This is a genomic window from Streptomyces sp. NPDC097129 (assembly GCF_055668065.1).
The window spans coordinates 405,179-421,621 of the sequence record NZ_JBVOQE010000004.1 but is presented as its reverse complement, the minus strand read 5'-3'; the positions used below and the strand labels follow the sequence as shown (position 1 = coordinate 421,621).

At 69.1% G+C, this 16,443-nt stretch carries 18 protein-coding genes and 1 pseudogene; 3 read left to right on the top strand and 16 right to left on the bottom strand.

Annotated features, from left to right (window positions below; all coding sequences use genetic code 11):
• The first annotated feature begins 12 nt into the window (after positions 1 to 12).
• Positions 13 to 585, top strand: coding sequence for a cob(I)yrinic acid a,c-diamide adenosyltransferase (locus tag AC0B9F_RS15765; RefSeq protein ID WP_472002815.1), 573 nt, complete (start codon positions 13 to 15; stop codon positions 583 to 585).
• 6 nt (positions 586 to 591) lie between these two features.
• Here AC0B9F_RS15765 and AC0B9F_RS15760 read toward each other — a convergent pair whose 3' ends face one another.
• On the bottom strand, positions 592 to 861 hold the full coding sequence (locus AC0B9F_RS15760; RefSeq protein ID WP_472002813.1) for a type II toxin-antitoxin system RelE family toxin: 270 nt from the start codon (positions 859 to 861) through the stop codon (positions 592 to 594).
• Entirely contained in the window at positions 858 to 1,145 is a 288-nt protein-coding gene (locus AC0B9F_RS15755) for a type II toxin-antitoxin system Phd/YefM family antitoxin (RefSeq protein WP_472002811.1), read from the bottom strand. The genes AC0B9F_RS15760 and AC0B9F_RS15755 overlap by 4 nt, the downstream gene beginning before the upstream one ends.
• A 92-nt stretch (positions 1,146 to 1,237) precedes the next feature.
• Between AC0B9F_RS15755 and AC0B9F_RS15750 the strand changes: the two are divergent.
• A pseudogene (locus AC0B9F_RS15750) lies at positions 1,238 to 1,411 on the top strand (DNA-binding response regulator); the annotation flags it as partial.
• A gap of 91 nt (positions 1,412 to 1,502) precedes the next feature.
• Positions 1,503 to 3,323: a glycosyl hydrolase family 18 protein gene (locus AC0B9F_RS15745; protein WP_472002809.1), complete on the top strand. Its 1,821-nt coding sequence runs from the start codon at positions 1,503 to 1,505 to the stop codon at positions 3,321 to 3,323.
• A gap of 6 nt (positions 3,324 to 3,329) precedes the next feature.
• On the opposite strand, the gene AC0B9F_RS15740 is transcribed toward AC0B9F_RS15745, so the two are convergent.
• The 14 genes from AC0B9F_RS15740 to AC0B9F_RS15675 all read right to left on the bottom strand — a co-directional run bounded on the left by AC0B9F_RS15740 (position 3,330) and on the right by AC0B9F_RS15675 (position 16,412).
• Complete coding sequence (locus AC0B9F_RS15740; protein ID WP_472002807.1) at positions 3,330 to 3,776, bottom strand: DUF2550 domain-containing protein; 447 nt, start codon at positions 3,774 to 3,776, stop codon at positions 3,330 to 3,332.
• A gap of 132 nt (positions 3,777 to 3,908) precedes the next feature.
• Positions 3,909 to 4,283 carry a F0F1 ATP synthase subunit epsilon gene (locus AC0B9F_RS15735; protein WP_363262488.1) on the bottom strand — a complete coding sequence of 125 codons (375 nt, stop codon included), beginning with the start codon at positions 4,281 to 4,283 and terminating at the stop codon, positions 3,909 to 3,911.
• A 113-nt stretch (positions 4,284 to 4,396) separates the two neighbouring features.
• Complete coding sequence (gene atpD / locus AC0B9F_RS15730) at positions 4,397 to 5,833, bottom strand: F0F1 ATP synthase subunit beta (protein WP_472002805.1); 1,437 nt, start codon at positions 5,831 to 5,833, stop codon at positions 4,397 to 4,399.
• The gene (locus AC0B9F_RS15725; protein ID WP_472002803.1) at positions 5,834 to 6,751 is read right to left on the bottom strand and encodes a F0F1 ATP synthase subunit gamma; all 918 of its coding nucleotides are present in this window, start codon (positions 6,749 to 6,751) and stop codon (positions 5,834 to 5,836) included. It abuts the gene before it with no gap.
• A gap of 21 nt (positions 6,752 to 6,772) precedes the next feature.
• Positions 6,773 to 8,362, bottom strand: coding sequence for a F0F1 ATP synthase subunit alpha (gene atpA, locus AC0B9F_RS15720; RefSeq protein ID WP_472002801.1), 1,590 nt, complete (start codon positions 8,360 to 8,362; stop codon positions 6,773 to 6,775).
• Positions 8,363 to 8,503: 141 nt separating this feature from the next.
• On the bottom strand, positions 8,504 to 9,325 hold the full coding sequence (locus AC0B9F_RS15715; protein ID WP_472002799.1) for a F0F1 ATP synthase subunit delta: 822 nt from the start codon (positions 9,323 to 9,325) through the stop codon (positions 8,504 to 8,506).
• The gene (locus tag AC0B9F_RS15710) at positions 9,322 to 9,867 is read right to left on the bottom strand and encodes a F0F1 ATP synthase subunit B (protein ID WP_472002797.1); all 546 of its coding nucleotides are present in this window, start codon (positions 9,865 to 9,867) and stop codon (positions 9,322 to 9,324) included. The genes AC0B9F_RS15715 and AC0B9F_RS15710 overlap by 4 nt, the downstream gene beginning before the upstream one ends.
• Before the next feature lie 40 nt (positions 9,868 to 9,907).
• Positions 9,908 to 10,135 carry an ATP synthase F0 subunit C gene (gene atpE, locus AC0B9F_RS15705; RefSeq protein ID WP_285563327.1) on the bottom strand — a complete coding sequence of 76 codons (228 nt, stop codon included), beginning with the start codon at positions 10,133 to 10,135 and terminating at the stop codon, positions 9,908 to 9,910.
• Between the two features lie 74 nt (positions 10,136 to 10,209).
• Positions 10,210 to 11,034 carry a F0F1 ATP synthase subunit A gene (gene atpB / locus AC0B9F_RS15700; protein ID WP_472002795.1) on the bottom strand — a complete coding sequence of 275 codons (825 nt, stop codon included), beginning with the start codon at positions 11,032 to 11,034 and terminating at the stop codon, positions 10,210 to 10,212.
• A 225-nt stretch (positions 11,035 to 11,259) separates the two neighbouring features.
• On the bottom strand, positions 11,260 to 11,682 hold the full coding sequence (locus AC0B9F_RS15695) for a hypothetical protein (RefSeq protein WP_472002793.1): 423 nt from the start codon (positions 11,680 to 11,682) through the stop codon (positions 11,260 to 11,262).
• Between the two features lie 315 nt (positions 11,683 to 11,997).
• A complete protein-coding gene (locus AC0B9F_RS15690) occupies positions 11,998 to 13,341 on the bottom strand; it encodes an MraY family glycosyltransferase (RefSeq protein ID WP_472002791.1) in 1,344 nt (447 codons plus the stop codon).
• Between the two features lie 179 nt (positions 13,342 to 13,520).
• Positions 13,521 to 14,765 carry a serine hydroxymethyltransferase gene (locus tag AC0B9F_RS15685; RefSeq protein WP_472002789.1) on the bottom strand — a complete coding sequence of 415 codons (1,245 nt, stop codon included), beginning with the start codon at positions 14,763 to 14,765 and terminating at the stop codon, positions 13,521 to 13,523.
• Positions 14,766 to 15,087: 322 nt separating this feature from the next.
• A complete protein-coding gene (locus tag AC0B9F_RS15680) occupies positions 15,088 to 15,768 on the bottom strand; it encodes an arsenate reductase/protein-tyrosine-phosphatase family protein (protein ID WP_472002787.1) in 681 nt (226 codons plus the stop codon).
• Positions 15,765 to 16,412: an L-threonylcarbamoyladenylate synthase gene (locus tag AC0B9F_RS15675; RefSeq protein WP_472002785.1), complete on the bottom strand. Its 648-nt coding sequence runs from the start codon at positions 16,410 to 16,412 to the stop codon at positions 15,765 to 15,767. Before AC0B9F_RS15675 ends, AC0B9F_RS15680 begins: the two co-directional genes overlap by 4 nt.
• Between the last annotated feature and the right edge of the window lie 31 nt (positions 16,413 to 16,443).

Here is a 16,443-nt window from a genome sequence, read left to right as displayed (position 1 = left end):
TACGCTGGCCACATGGTCAATCTGACGCGCATCTACACGAGGACCGGCGACCAGGGCACCACCGCCCTCGGCGACATGAGCCGGGTCCACAAGACCGACCTGCGCATCGCCGCGTACGCCGACGCCAACGAGGCGAACGCGGTGATCGGCACGGCGATCGCGCTGGGCGGCCTCGATCAGGAGGTCGTCGAGGTCCTCACCCGTGTGCAGAACGACCTGTTCGACGTGGGCGCGGACCTGTCGACGCCGGTCGTGGAGAACCCGGAGTTCCCGCCGCTGCGGGTCGAGCAGTTCTACATCGACCGCCTGGAGGCGGACTGCGACCGCTTCAATGAGCGCCTGGAGAAGCTGCGCTCCTTCATCCTCCCGGGCGGCACGGCGGGTGCGGCGCTGCTCCACCAGGCATGCACGGTCGTACGGCGCGCGGAGCGCTCGACGTGGGCGGCCCTGGAGGCGCACGGTGACGTCATGAACCCCCTGACGGCGACTTACCTCAACCGCCTCTCGGACCTCCTGTTCATCCTGGCCCGCACGGCGAACAAGGAGACCGGCGACGTGCTGTGGGTGCCGGGGGGCGAGCGCTAGCCGCCGTCACAGGCGCCGGTAGATCTCCCTGCGGTGCCCCACCTCGACGACGAGGATGACCAGCTTGCCGTCGTCGATCACATAGGCGATCCGGTACGCACCGACGCGCAGCCGGTACAGGTCGTCATGCCCGGACAGCTTCTTCACGTCGGCGTCGTCGCGATACGGATCGTCGCCCAGGCGGCTGAGCGCATGCAGAATGCGCAACGCGGTCGTCTGGTCGACGGTCCGGAGCTGACGGCGTGCGGCGGCCGTGAACTCGAAGGTGTACTTCACGCGGCACCCGTCGCCGAGCCGTCCGACGGCGGTCCGAAGATGTCCGCCAGCACGTCCGCCAATGAGGCGCGCGGCACCTCTCCCTCCGCCTCAAGGGTGCGCAGCGCCTTCCGCGCGAGCAACGCGTCGGCGGCTTCCTCGAGCGCGTTGTACTCCTCTATGGGCACGATCGCCGCGACAGGCGCACCGCCACGCGTGATGACGGTGGGCTCGCCTTGCTCTGCCTGGTCCAGCAGGCGAGCGAGGTTGGCCCGGGCTTCGCGTACGGATACGGAGTCGTCCATGGCCTCAGTGTACCTAGATGTGTGTACACAGGGATCTCATCGAGGCGGCGAACACGGCCGCCCGGGGCCAGGCCTCCACTGCCCGGCCTCGGGCAGGGGCCGCCGAGCGACTGGGCACGGCCGAGGCGACGACAAAGACGCACGTCAGCGCCAGCCGGCCGGGCCGGAGCCGCGCCAGCCAGGTTCAAGCGGCGGCGCTCGCGCAGGAGTTGGGGATCTCACGCAGCCGGACACCGCCGCAATGTCAACTGGTCCAGACCTATTGACCCGTGGTCCAGACCTTTCTATTCTCGCGGCACCGTGGGCGTGAAGGCTCAGTCATGCCCCTGACATCCCCACATACAGAGGAGGCGCACCATGCGCTTCAGACACCGGGCCGCGGCAGGGTTCGCGACCCTGCTGCTCCCCCTGGCCGGCCTCGTCGGCCTCGCGGGCCCCGCCCAGGCAGCGGGCAACGCGACGGCGACCTTCACCAAGACCAGCGACTGGGGCACCGGCTTCGGCGGCCAGTGGACCGTCAAGAACACCGGTACCGCGAGCATCTCCTCCTGGACCGTCGAGTGGGACTTCCCCTCCGGCACCAAGGTCACCTCCGCCTGGGACGCCACGGTCACCAACTCCGGTGACCACTGGACGGCCAAGAACGCCGGCTACAACGGCACCATCGCCCCCGGCGCCTCCGTCTCCTTCGGCTTCAACGGCGCGGGCCCCGGCTCCCCGTCCAACTGCAAGCTCAACGGCGACAGTTGCGACGGCACCACCGCCCCCGGTGACGCGGCCCCCTCCGCGCCCGGCACCCCGACCGCCTCCTCCGTCACCGACACCTCCGTGAAGCTCGCCTGGGGCGCGGCCACCGACGACAAGGGCGTCAAGAACTACGACGTGCTGCGCGACGGCGCCAAGATCGCCACGGTGACGACCACCTCGTACACCGACACCGGGCTCAGCGCCGGCACCGACTACTCCTACACCGTGCAGGCCCGCGACACCGCCGACCAGACCGGCCCGGTCAGCGGCGCCGTCAAGGTGCACACCACCGGCGGCACCACCACTCCCCCGCCCACCGGCGACAAGGTCAAGCTCGGCTACTTCACCGAGTGGGGCATCTACGGCCGCAACTACAACGTCAAGAACCTCGTGACGTCCGGCTCCGCCGCCAAGATCACCCACATCAACTACGCCTTCGGCAACGTCACCAACGGCCAGTGCGCCATCGGCGACTCCTACGCCGACTACGACAAGGCCTTCACCGCCGACCAGTCCGTCAGCGGCGTCGCCGACACCTGGGACCAGCCGCTGCGCGGCAACTTCAACCAGCTCCGCGAGCTGAAGGCCAAGTACCCCAACATCAAGGTGCTGTGGTCCTTCGGCGGCTGGACCTGGTCCGGCGGCTTCGGCCAGGCCGCGCAGAACCCGGCCGCGCTCGCCCAGTCCTGCTACAACCTCGTCGAGGACCCGCGCTGGGCCGACGTCTTCGACGGCATCGACATCGACTGGGAGTACCCGAACGCCTGCGGCCTGTCCTGTGACACCTCGGGTGCGGCGGCGTTCAAGAACGTGATGTCCGCGCTGCGCGCCAAGTTCGGGGCGAACAACCTGGTCACCGCCGCCGTCACCGCGGACGGATCGGCCGGCGGCAAGATCGAGGCCGCCGACTACGCGGGCGCCTCCCAGTACGTCGACTGGTACAACGTGATGACGTACGACTTCTTCGGCGCCTGGGACGCCAAGGGCCCGACCGCCCCGCACTCCCCGCTCACCTCGTACAGCGGTATCCCGAAGGCGGGCTTCACCACCGCCGACGCGATGGCCAAGTTCAAGGCGGTCGGGGTCCCCGCGAAGAAGCTGCTCATCGGCATCGGCTTCTACGGCCGCGGCTGGACCGGCGTCACCCAGGACGCCCCCGGCGGCACCGCCACGGGACCTGCGGCCGGCACCTACGAGCAGGGCATCGAGGACTACAAGGTCCTCAAGACGTCCTGCCCGGCCACCGGCACCATCGCGGGCACCGCGTACGCCCACTGCGGCAGCAACTGGTGGTCCTACGACACCCCCGCCACCATCGCCTCCAAGATGAGCTGGGCCAAGAACCAGGGACTCGGCGGCGCGTTCTTCTGGGAGTTCAGCGGTGACACCGCGAACGGCGAGCTGGTGAACGCGATCAGCAGCAACCTCTGACAGCCACTACGCGACGTTCACGCGCTGACCGGGCGGGGCTGCCTCCAGCCACGCGAGGAATCCGGTCAGCGCGTCTTCGCTCATCGCGAGTTCGAGGCGCGTGCCCTGATGGAGACAGACGAGGATCAGCGCGTCCGACAGCAGCGCCAGCTCCTCCTCGCCCTCCGGCAGCCGGCGTCCGGCCACCTCGATGGAGCCGCGCTCCAGGACCCGGCGCGGACGCGGGGCGTAGGAGAAGACCCGGAACCAGGCGACACGGTCGCCGCTGTACCGGGCCACCCCGTACGACCAGCCTTTTCCGCTGGTGTCGAGCTCCTCCGCCACGTCCCAGCGCAGGCTGCAGTCGAAGGTGCCCCCGGAGCGCTGGATCAGCCTGCGCCGCAGACCGAAGACGAACAGACCCAGTACCACGAGGGCAACGACGACTCCGCACACAGTCAGAGCGAGGACCATCGACTACCGACCTCCTCGACTCCTAGGTAACGGAACGGAAAAAACATCCAGATCTGCCTCAGCCGCGGTCGGCTCCGGATCACTCCGGTGCCGACCGCGGCTGAGTAGGTCATCGTAAGGCGTGCTCGCGTCTCAGCGGGCCGTCGCCGCACGCAGTCGTACGTCGGCGCGGCGCTGGGCCGTGGCATCGCCCTCCGCCTTCGCGCGCTCGAGCTCTCGCTCCACGCGCTGGACGTCGATCTCGTCGGACAGCTCGGCGATCTCCGCGAGCAGCGACAGCTTGTTGTCGGCGAACGAGATGAAACCGCCGTGCACAGCGGCGACGACCGTCCCTCCCTCGCTCGTCCGGATGGTCACCGGGCCCGACTCCAGCACACCGAGCAGCGGCTGGTGACCGGGCATGACGCCGATGTCGCCGGACGTGGTGCGCGCGACGACCAGGGTGGCCTCGCCGGACCAGACCTGACGGTCGGCGGCGACCAGCTCGACATGCAGCTCAGCAGCCAAGGGTGGCTCCTCGGGTCACCACCCGGCGGTTCTGCCGGGTGTTGGGGTCAATTCTACGGGGCGTGCGTGAGGGGGCGGGACGCGCCCGCCCCCTCACACCGAACTCAGGGAGTTCAGGAGACGCCCAGCTCCTTGGCGTTGGCCTTGAGGTCCTCGAGGCCACCGCACATGAAGAACGCCTGCTCGGGGAAGTGGTCGTACTCACCGTCGCAGATCGCGTTGAACGCGGCGATCGACTCGTCGAGCGGCACGTCCGAACCGTCCACGCCGGTGAACTGCTTGGCGACGTGGGTGTTCTGGGACAGGAAGCGCTCCACACGACGGGCACGGTGGACGACGAGCTTGTCCTCCTCGCCGAGCTCGTCGATACCGAGGATCGCGATGATGTCCTGGAGGTCCTTGTACTTCTGCAGGATGTTCTTCACGCGCATGGCCGCGTTGTAGTGCTCCTGCGTGATGTAGCGCGGGTCCAGGATCCGGGACGTGGAGTCCAGCGGGTCCACGGCCGGGTAGATGCCCTTCTCGGAGATCGGACGGGACAGAACCGTCGTCGCGTCGAGGTGGGCGAAGGTGGTCGCCGGGGCCGGGTCGGTCAGGTCGTCGGCGGGGACGTAGATCGCCTGCATCGAGGTGATCGAGTGACCGCGCGTCGAGGTGATGCGCTCCTGGAGGAGGCCCATCTCGTCGGCCAGGTTCGGCTGGTAACCCACCGCGGACGGCATACGGCCGAGCAGCGTGGAGACCTCGGAACCGGCCTGCGTGAAGCGGAAGATGTTGTCGATGAAGAACAGCACGTCCTGCTTCTGGACGTCACGGAAGTACTCGGCCATGGTCAGGCCGGCCAGCGCGACGCGCAGACGGGTGCCCGGCGGCTCGTCCATCTGACCGAAGACCAGCGCGGTCTTGTCGATGACGCCCGAGTCGGACATCTCCTCGATCAGGTCGTTGCCCTCACGGGTGCGCTCACCGACACCGGCGAACACGGAGACACCGTCGTGGTTGTTGGCGACACGGTAGATCATCTCCTGGATGAGCACCGTCTTGCCGACGCCGGCGCCGCCGAACAGACCGATCTTGCCGCCCTTGACGTACGGGGTCAGCAGGTCGATGACCTTGACGCCGGTCTCGAACATCTCGGTCTTCGACTCGAGCTCGTCGAAGTTCGGGGCCTTGCGGTGGATGGACCACCGCTCGCCGTCGTAGGACTCGTCGACGTTCAGCACCTCACCGAGGGTGTTGAACACCTTGCCCTTGGTGAAGTCGCCGACCGGGACGGTGATGCCGTCGCCGGTGTCGGTGACCGGGGCCTGGCGGACCAGGCCGTCGGTGGGCTGCATGGAGATGGTGCGGACCAGGCCGTCACCCAGGTGCTGGGCGACCTCCAGGGTCAGGATCTTCTTCTCGCCCGCGTTCGCCGGGTCGGCGACCTCGACGTGCAGGGCGTTGTAGATCTCCGGCATCGCGTCGACGGGGAACTCCACGTCGACGACCGGGCCGATGACCCGGGCGACGCGGCCCGTAGCCGTCGCGGTCTCAACAGTGGTGGTCATTTATCGGTCACTCCCCGCGGTCGCGTCGGCGAGGGCGCTCGCGCCACCGACGATCTCGCTGATTTCCTGGGTGATTTCGGCCTGGCGGGCCGCGTTGGCAAGACGGGAGAGCGTGTTGATCAGCTCGCCCGCGTTGTCGGTGGCCGACTTCATCGCGCGCCGCGTGGCGGCGTGCTTCGAAGCGGCCGACTGGAGCAGCGCGTTGTAGATACGGCTTTCCACGTAGCGCGGCAGCAGGGCGTCGAGGACGTCCTCCGCCGACGGCTCGAAGTCGTACAGCGGGAGGATCTCGCCCTGCGGCTTGACCTCCTCGGCGACCTCTTCGAGACGCAGCGGAAGCAGCCGGGCGTCCAGCGCCGTCTGCGTCATCATCGAGACGAACTCGGTGAAGACGATGTGGAGCTCGTCCACGCCGCCCTCGGCCGTGTCCTTCTCGATCGCCTCGATCAGCGGTGCCGCGACCTTCTTGGCGTCCGCGTACGACGGCTCGTCGGTGAAGCCCGTCCACGACTCCGCGATGGTGCGCTCACGGAAGTTGTAGTGGGCGACCCCGCGCCGGCCGACGATGTACGTGTCGACCTGCTTGCCCTCGCGCTCCAGGCGCTCGGTCAGCTGCTCCGCGGCCTTGATGGCGTTGGAGTTGAAGGCGCCGGCCAGACCGCGGTCGCTCGTGAGGAGCAGGACCGCGGCACGAGCCGGGTTGTCCGCCTCCGTGGTGAGCGGGTGCCGGGTGTTCGAACCCGTACCGACGGCCGTGACCGCGCGCGTCAGCTCGGTCGCGTAGGGAGTGGAGGCCGCCACCTTGCGCTGCGCCTTGACGACGCGCGAGGCGGCGATCATCTCCATCGCCTTCGTGATCTTCTTGGTCGCGGTGACGGATCGGATGCGACGCTTGTAGACCCGGAGCTGGGCTCCCATGAGTCAGGTCCCTTCCTTACGTCACTTGGCGGTGGACGGGGCGTCCTCGCCGAGCAGCTTGCCGTCCGAGGTCTCGAACTGCTTCTTGAACTCCACGATCGCGTCCGCGATGGCCGTCAGGGTGTCGTCGGACATCTTGCCGCCCTCCCGGATGGAGGTCATGAGGCCCTGCTCCTTGCGGTGCAGGTACTCCAGCAGCTCCTTCTCGAAGCGGCGGATGTCGGCGACCGGCACCTCGTCCATCTTGCCGGTGGTGCCGGCCCAGACGGAGACGACCTGGTCCTCGGTGGACATCGGCTGGTACTGGTCCTGCTTCAGCAGCTCGACCATGCGCTGACCGCGCTCCAGCTGGGACTTGGACGCGGCGTCCAGGTCGGAACCGAAGGCGGCGAACGCCTCCAGCTCACGGAACTGGGCGAGGTCCACGCGGAGCCGGCCGGAGACCTGCTTCATGGCCTTGTGCTGCGCGGAGCCACCGACACGGGAGACCGAGATACCGACGTTCAGGGCCGGACGCTGACCGGCGTTGAACAGGTCGGACTCCAGGAAGCACTGGCCGTCGGTGATGGAGATGACGTTGGTCGGGATGAACGCCGAGACGTCGTTGGCCTTCGTCTCGACGATCGGCAGACCGGTCATCGAGCCCGCGCCCATCTCGTCGGAGAGCTTCGCGCAGCGCTCCAGCAGACGGGAGTGCAGGTAGAAGACGTCACCCGGGTAGGCCTCACGGCCCGGCGGGCGGCGCAGCAGCAGCGACACGGCACGGTAGGCGTCGGCCTGCTTCGACAGGTCGTCGAAGATGATCAGGACGTGCTTGCCCTGGTACATCCAGTGCTGGCCGATGGCGGAACCGGTGTAGGGCGCCAGGTACTTGAAGCCGGCCGGGTCGGACGCCGGGGCGGCGACGATGGTCGTGTACTCCAGCGCGCCGTTCTCCTCCAGCGCGCGGCGCACCGACGCGATGGTGGAGCCCTTCTGGCCGATGGCGACGTAGATGCAGCGGACCTGCTTCTTCGGGTCGCCCGAGCGCCAGTTGTCACGCTGGTTGATGATCGTGTCGACGGCCAGCGCGGTCTTGCCGGTCTGACGGTCACCGATGATCAGCTGACGCTGGCCACGGCCGATCGGGGTCATGGCGTCGACGGCCTTGTAGCCCGTCTCCATCGGCTCGTGCACCGACTTGCGCTGCATGACCGTGGGGGCCTGCAGCTCGAGGGCGCGGCGGCCGTCGGTCTCGATCTCGCCGAGGCCGTCGATCGGGTTGCCGAGCGGGTCGACGACACGGCCGAGGTAGCCCTCGCCGACCGCCACGGAGAGGACCTCACCGGTACGGGTGACCGGCTGACCCTCCTCGATGCCGCTGAACTCGCCGAGGACGACGGCACCGATCTCGCGCTCTTCCAGGTTCAGCGCGAGACCGAGGGATCCGTCCTCGAACTTCAGCAGTTCGTTCGCCATGGCCGAGGGCAGGCCCTCGATCTTGGCGATGCCGTCGCCGGCGACGGTGACCGTACCGACTTCCTCGCGCGAGGCCGCGTCCGGCTTGTACGACTGGACGAAGGTCTCCAGTGCGTCCCGGATCTCCTCCGGCCGGATCGTGAGCTCCGCCATCTGGGTTCCCTGCTCTCCTTGTTGGGCCCGAAGTTTCACTTTGGGGGGATGGGGACTCCCCCCAACAGGAGGTGAATCCTCTGCACGGCCCAACCAGGGCCGTAAGTACGTACTGCTGTCTTTGTGTGTGCCGAGCGCCGGTCAGCTCGCCATGCGGCGGGCGGCTTCTTCCAGCCGGTCCGCGAGCGAGCCGTTGATGACCTCGTCACCGACCTGCACCCGGATCCCGCCGAGGACCTCGGGGTCCACGTCGAGGTTGAGGTGCATGCGACGGCCGTAGAGCTTGGTCAGCGCGGCGCCGAGGCGCTGCTTCTGCCCGTCGCTCAGCGGCACCGCCGAGGTGACGACGGCGACCGTGCGGTCCCGGCGGTCGGCGGCGAGCTTGGACAGGGACTCGAGTCCCGATTCCAGGCTACGTCCCCGCGGCGCGGTCACAAGGCGCGTGACCAGACGCTCGGTGGTCGGCTTGGCGCGGCCGCCGAGCAGGCTGCGCAGCAGCTCGCTCTTGGCCGGGGCGCCGGCCCTGCGGTTGGTCAGCGCGGCGCGCAGCTCGGTGCTGGAGGAGACGATCCGGCCGAACCGGAACAGCTCGTCCTCGACGTCGTCGAGCGTGCCCGCCCGCTGGGCGGCCGTGAGGTCGGCGAGGTCCGCCAGCTCCTCGAGCACGTCCACCAGGTCGCGGGACTGCGACCAGCGGGAGCGGACCAGGCCGGCCACCAGGTCGGCGGTCTCGCCGCTGACCTGGGCGCCGAGCAGGCGCTGGACCAGCCCGGCCTTGGCTTCACCGGCCTGCGCCGGGTCGGTGAGGACCCGGCGCAGCGACACCTCGCGGTGGAGCAGCGCGGTGACGGCGGCCAGCTCGTCGGCGAGCTTCGCCGCGTCCACAGCCGTGTTGTCCGTCAGGGCGTCCAGACGCTCGCGTGCGGCGGCCAGGGCCTCGCGGCTCGCTCCGTGCGCGGTCATCGAGTCGCCTCGGCCTTCTCCTCAAGCTCGTCGAGGAAGCGGTCGATCACGCGGCTCTGCCGGGCGTGGTCCTCCAGGGACTCGCCGACGAGCTTGCCGGCCAGGTCCGTGGCGAGCTTGCCGACGTCCTGCCGGAGCGCGGACGCGGCGGCCTTGCGGTCGGCCTCGATCTGCGCGTGGCCGGCAGCGATGATCTCCTCACGCTGCCGCTGGCCCTCGGCGCGCATCTCGGCGATGAGCGTGGCACCCTGCTCCTGCGCCTCCTGGCGCAGGCGCGCGGCCTCGTGCCGGGCCTCGGCGAGCTGGGCCTTGTACTGCTCGAGGACGCTCTGAGCCTCGGTCTGCGCGGCCTCGGCCTTCTCGATACCGCCCTCGATGGCCTCGCGACGCTCTTCCAGAACCTTGTTGATGTTCGGGAGGGCCTTCTTGGCGAGGAAGCCGAAGACGATGACGAAGGCGATCAGGCCGATGACGAGCTCCGGCCACGGCGGGACCAGGGGGTTCTCCTGCTCCGCCGCAAACTGAACCCATGAGTGGGTCATCTCAGTGCCTTTCGTCGATTAGGGCTGTCTGTCGTTCGTCTTACTTGTAGACGAACGGCATGACGAGGCCGATGAGGGCCAGCGCCTCACAGAAGGCGAAACCGAGGATCTGGTTGGCGCGGATCAGACCGGCCGCCTCGGGCTGGCGGGCGAGGGCCTGCGTACCGTTGCCGAAGATGATGCCGACGCCGACGCCGGGGCCGATGGCGGCCAGGCCGTAACCGACGGAGCTGAGCGAGCCAGTGACAGCGGCAAGGGTCTGGGACATGCCAGTTCTTCCTTTTCTTTACGGACCGGTGGGGGTTGGCCACCGGACGACCAGGGGGTGCGGGGCGGGGCAGCTCAGTGGTGCTTGGCGAGCGCGCCCTGGATGTAGGAGCAGGTCAGCAGCACGAAGACGTACGCCTGGACGGCCTGGATGAACAGCTCGAAGGCGGTCATCACGATCGTCATGATGAACGAGACACCGGAGTAGGCGATGCCGATGCCGTTCAGCATGTACCAGCTCGCCACCGTGAAGAGCACGAGCAGCGTGTGGCCGGCGAACATGTTCGCGAAGAGCCGGACGGCGTGCGTGAACGGGCGGACGATCAGGTTCGAGAAGAACTCGATCGTCATGGCCAGCGGGAGCACGGCGCCGAGCGACTTGTCGTAGCCGGTGATGTTCTTCCAGGCGCCGACGAAGCCGTGCCGCTTGAAAGTGAGCGGAACCCACACCAGGTAGACGATCCCGGCCAGGACCGCCGGGTAGGCGATGATCGACGTCACCGGGAACTGGGCGACCGGGATGACCGACCAGAGGTTCATCATCCAGACGAAGAAGAACAGCGAGACGACGAGCGGGACGTACTTCTCGCCTTCCTTCTTGCCGATGGTCTCGTAGACGACACCGCGGCGGATGAAGTCGTAACCGGCCTCGGCGACCATCTGCAGCTTGCCCGGGACGACCTTGGGCTTGGAGAACGCGGCCCAGAAGAAGCCCACCACGATGATGGAGCCCAGCAGGGCGAGCAGCATCGGCTTGTTGAAGTAGATGCCGTCGGTGTCGCCCCAGAGTGGCTTGAAGAGGAACGAGTGCAGGCCCGGAGCGACGGTTTCGAAACCACACCCGTCAAACAGGTGGCAGCTCGAGTCGAAAGCGAGCGTCTGCATCGGGTCAGCACTCACCGCGGGCTCCTTCAGCGTGGCGCATAGGTACGGCAACCTCGTTGTGTCGGCGCGGCGTGCGGCCGCGGTTCGGCACGGGACTGGTGTTACGGATGTGGGGGCGGCTTGGGGGCATCTCGCCTCGCGAATGAGCAGGCGTCAGCTCAGATGCCCGCGCCCGCGATGCCGCAGTTGGCACCGGACGATAGCAGGATCTCTCAAGCGTCTTTATCCCGGCCCTACCCCTCACGACGAGTGCCTCGTCTTCTCGGAGTTGTCGGGCTCGACGTACAGCATCTTGGTCTTCATGTGCGCGCGCGTCTGTGCGGCGATCCACGCGAGCGTGGCCGCGACGAGCGTCAGCGCGAAGGCCTTGGGGTTGAACAGCGTCGTGTTCTTGAAGACCGCGACGAAAACGAACAGCAACAGGATCTGAGCCGCGTAGAGCATCAGGCCCATCGCCTGGAAAAGGTGCGGAAGCGATTTGGCGGTGCGCTGCAGGACGTAGAGCCCGATGCCCATGAACAGCATCGCCACCAGCGTCGCGACAACGGCTCCGATCGCACCCTTGCCGCCGGCGACCACACCGCTCACGACGGCGGCGACAGCGCCGACGGCGGCCGTGGGCACGGCAGCCTGGGCCAGGATCCGGACGTCGTTGGACGGCATGGCGGCAACTCCGCTTTTCACAGGGGGCAAGGGGTGTCGTCATGGACGAGCGTAGTCCCGGGCCGAGGGGTGAAGACCTCGTGCCGAGGGACCCTCTCACTAGGGTCCTTCGGCGCTATCCGGGGTTCTCGTGAACCGTATCACAAACTATTTGATGCAGTCTTTACCTGTTGGGTGTGCTTGCTGTCACACATGAGAGTGAGAGCGCGCGTATGTGCAATTCTGGCGCCCCTTTGTCTGGTATTGCGCCGGAATGCTCCCCCACGACTTGGCAATGCTCTAGTCAGATTCTTACCTTGGCGTCAGCGCCGGGGGTCAGCGCGAGGTACCGGCCTTCCGCCGGTCGTGCAGGCGCGAACGGGGGCCGACGGCCGTCGCCCCGTTGACCCCCGAGACGCCCGGGGTGCCGGCGGCGAGCGGGGTGTGTTCCGGCTCGTCCCCGTCGGCCGGGTGCCCGAGACGGGCCGCGGGCTCGGCGATGACCCGGCGCCTGCGCCGCCGGTAGCGCGGCGGCACGAACCGCTCCGCCCAGACCGGGGCACGCGGCGTGAACCGCGGCAGCAGAAGCAGCACCAGACCGATCGCGCTGAGGGCGACCACGCCCAACACGATCCACATCGAAGCCGAGTTGACCGAGTAGCCCAGCGCGCCGAACGCGATCAGCGCCGACCAGAAGTACATGATCAGCACGGCCCGGCTGTGCGAGTGGCCGATCTCCAGCAGCCGGTGGTGCAGATGCCCGCGGTCCGCCGCGAACGGCGACTGGCCGCGCCAGGTGCGGCGCACGATCGCCAGGATCAGGTCGGCGGCGGGGATCGCGATGATGCTGAGCGGCAGCAGCAGCGGAATGTAGACCGGCACCATCTGGTGGACGGTGTTGCGCTCGGAACCGGCGAACAGGTTCATCACGTCCGGGTCGACCTGCCCGGTCACCGAGATCGCGCCGGCGGCCAGGACGAGCCCGATCAGCATGGAACCGGAGTCGCCCATGAAGATCCGCGCCGGGTGCATGTTGTGCGGCAGGAAGCCCAGGCACATGCCCATCAGCACGGCCGCGAACAGCGTCGCCGGGGCGGCCGCCTCGATGCCGTACGAGTACCAGACGCGGTAGGCGTACATGAAGAACGCGGCCGCCGCGATGCACACCATGCCGGCCGCGAGACCGTCCAGGCCGTCGACGAAGTTCACCGCGTTGATGGTGATCACGACGAGGGCGACGGTCAGCAGCGTGCCCTGCCACTGGGTGAGCGCGACCGTGCCGACGCCGGGGACCGGCAGCCACAGGATCGTCAGACCCTGCACCACCATCACACCGGCGGCGATCATCTGGCCGCCCAGCTTGATCAGGGCGTCGATCTCGAACTTGTCGTCCAGGACACCGATCAGCCAGATCAGCGCCGCGCCCGACAGCAGGGCACGGGGTTCGTTGGACTTCTCGAAGACCTCGTTGAGGTTGGTGAGGTGGTCGGCGACCAGCAGGCCCGCGCACAGGCCGAAGAACATCGCGATACCGCCGAGCCGCGGAGTGGGTTCGCGGTGCACGTCGCGTGCCCGGATCTCCGGCATCGCACCGGCCACGATGGCGAACTTCCGTACCGGCCCTGTCAGCAGATACGTCACCGCGGCCGTGATGCAGAGCGTCAGCAGGTATTCACGCACAGGCTTCCCCACAGGTCTCGCTGGCCATCTCAGCCCCACACCCTAGCGAGGTGCGCATATGGTTGTGGACTTCCGGGTAGCCAGGATGGTTGCACGCGCGGCTGTGCGGCCGGTTCCGGGCCGGGTACGCGGGTGCGTCTACCCACCTTCCGACGCGATACGGCTGCACGTCGGATGCGTCACACCGGATACGGCGGGAACGCCTCGGCGAGTTCGCGCACGTCGTCCCGGACCCGCTTGACCTCGGGCCCGTCGCGCAGGGCCGCCGCGATCAGGGCGGCGACGCGGACCATCTCGGCCTCCCCCATGCCCTGCGTCGTCACGGCCGCCGTGCCCAGGCGCAGGCCCCGGTCGTCGGCGTGGGGAAGCGCACAGCAGTCCATGACGATCCCGGCCGCGGCGAGCCGGCCACGGGCGGTGCGGCCGTCCACACCGAGGGGCGCCGGGTCGGCGGTGATCAGATGGGTGTCGGTGCCGCCCGTGGTGACGACCAGCCCCTCGGCGGCCAGGTGACCGGCGAGGACACGGGCGTTGGCGACCACCTGATGGGCGTACGCGGCAAACGCCGGCGTCGCCGCCTCGCCGAACGCGACGGCCTTGGCGGCGATGGTGTGCATCTGGGCGCCGCCCTGCGTGAAGGGGAACACGGCGCGGTCGACGCGTTCGGCCAGCTCCTCGCCGCACAGGATCATCCCGCCGCGCGGCCCGCGCAGCACCTTGTGCGTGGTGGCGCACACGATGTCCGCGTACGGCACCGGGCTGGGCGCCGCGCCTCCCGCGACCAGGCCCATGGGGTGGGCGGCATCGGCGATGAGATACGCGCCCACGTCGTCGGCGACCTCGCGGAAGAAGGCGTAGTCGGGGTGGCGGGGGTAGGCGATCGAGCCGCACACGATCGCCTTCGGACGGTGGGTGCGGGCGAGGGTGCGGACCTGTTCGTGGTCGATGAGGCCGGTCTCGGCGTCGACGCCGTAGGGGACGAAGTCGAACCAGCGGCCGGAGAAGTTCGCCGGGGAGCCGTGCGTGAGGTGACCGCCGTAGGGCAGGCCGAGCGCGAGGACCTTGTCGCCGGGGCGCAGCAGGGCGGCGTAGGCGGCGAGGACGGCGGAGGAGCCGGAGTGCGACTGCACGTTGGCGTGGTCGGCGCCGAAGAGGCTCTTCGCGCGGTCGATGGCGATGCGCTCGGCGACGTCGACCATCTCGCAGCCGCCGTGGTGGCGGGCGCCGGGGTAGCCCTCGGCGTACTTGTTGGCGAGGACGGAGCCGAGGGCTTCCAGCACGGCGGGCGAGGTGAAGTTCTCGGCGGCGATCAGCTGGAGGGACGTCGACTGCCGGGTGCGCTCTCCGAGCAGGATGTCGGCCAGCTCGGGGTCGTGCTGCCGCAGGATGCCTGCGTCGGCTTCGGTGGCGTGGGTGACCGTCATGGTGGGCTCCGGGCAAGGCGTCGACGGTGACGTACGTCCAAGGTAAGCCTGCGGCGCCTGCGTTTGCGCGGTGCGTGCGGCCGAGCGGGTGCCTGCGGCGCCTGGGCCGTCGTTCGTCTGCGGGTACGCGTTGGCTGGTCGCGCAGTTCCCCGCGCCCCTGGGTCGGCTGCCCTGCCGCCGGCCGAGCAGCGTCGTGCGGCTGCGGATGCGGGCGGCGCCTGGGCCGTCGTCCATCTGCGGCTGCGTGGTGGGCTGGTCGCGCAGTACCCCGCGTCCCTCAGGGGGTTGCCGTCCCGTCGGCACCGATGCAACCCCCGCCGGTCACTGCATCCGCGCCGGCACGCCCGTCAGGGCCGTCACCACCGGGTCCAGCGCCTCGCTGATCTCGTCGCCGACGCTGCGAAAAAAGCCCAGCGGCGCCCCGTACGGGTCGTACACCTCGTCCGCCTCCGCCGTCGGCGCCTGGAGCCACCCGCGTAGAGCCGCCGCGGCCCGCACCAGCGCCCGCGCGCGGTTGACCACGCCGTCCTCCAGCGGAGGCAGCGTCGCGGGGTCTATCGCCCGGACCAGCCGCGTGAACTCCTTCAGCGTGAACGTGCGCAGCCCCGCCGAGTGACCCATCGAGATCACCTGGGCGCGGTGGTCCCGGGTCGCCGTGAGGACCAGGTCGGCCCGGATCACGTGCTCGTCGTGCAGCTCGCGGCCCATGAAACCGGACGCGTCCGCCCCGTAGTCGGCCAGCACCGTCTCGGCGTGGGACTCCATGGGCGCCCCCTCGTGGCCCCACGTGCCCGCGCTCTCCGCGATGATCGGGCCGCCGAGGACGCCGAGCCGCTCGGAGACGAAATGCCGGGTCAGCCGCTCGGTGATCGGCGAGCGGCACACGTTGCCGGTGCTGACGTGGAGGATGCGGAAGGTGTCGCGGGGGAAGCCGAAAGTCGTGGTCTCCTCCGCGTTGAAGCCCCCGCCGGCTATGCCACGCCCCGCGTCAGGGGCCGTCAATTCGCCACCTCGAGGTCGGGTACGACCTTGCGCAGCTCCTCCGGGGAGAGGGCGCCTTCGCGCAGGAGGACGGGCACCTCGCGGGTGACGTCCACGATGGAGGACGGGATGTTGCCGGGGGTGGGCCCGCCGTCCAGGTACACGGAGACGGAGTCGCCGAGCATCTGCTGGGCGGCGTCACAGGTCTCCGGCGCCGGGTGCCCGGTGAGGTTGGCGGAGGAGACGGCCATCGGGCCGAACTCCGTGAGCAGCTCGATGGCGACCGGGTGCAGCGGCATCCGGACGGCCACCGTGCCGCGGGTCTCCCCCAGGTCCCACTGCAGGGACGGCTGGTGCCTGGCGACGAGGGTGAGCGCGCCCGGCCAGAACGCGTCGACCAGTTCCCAGGCCTGCTCGGAGAAGTCCGTGACCAGCCCGTGCAGCGTGTTCGGTGACCCGATGAGGACGGGGCTGGGCATGTTGCGCCCGCGGCCCTTGGCCTGGAGCAGGTCTCCGACGGCCTCCTGGGAGAACGCGTCGGCGCCGATGCCGTACACCGTGTCCGTGGGCAGCACCACGAGTTCGCCGCGGCGGACGGCGGAGGCGGCCTCGCGCAGACCCGTCACACGGTCGGTCGCGTCGTTGGTGTCGTATCGCCGAGCCATAACTAGCGGGCCTCCTCGTACACGTACTGCG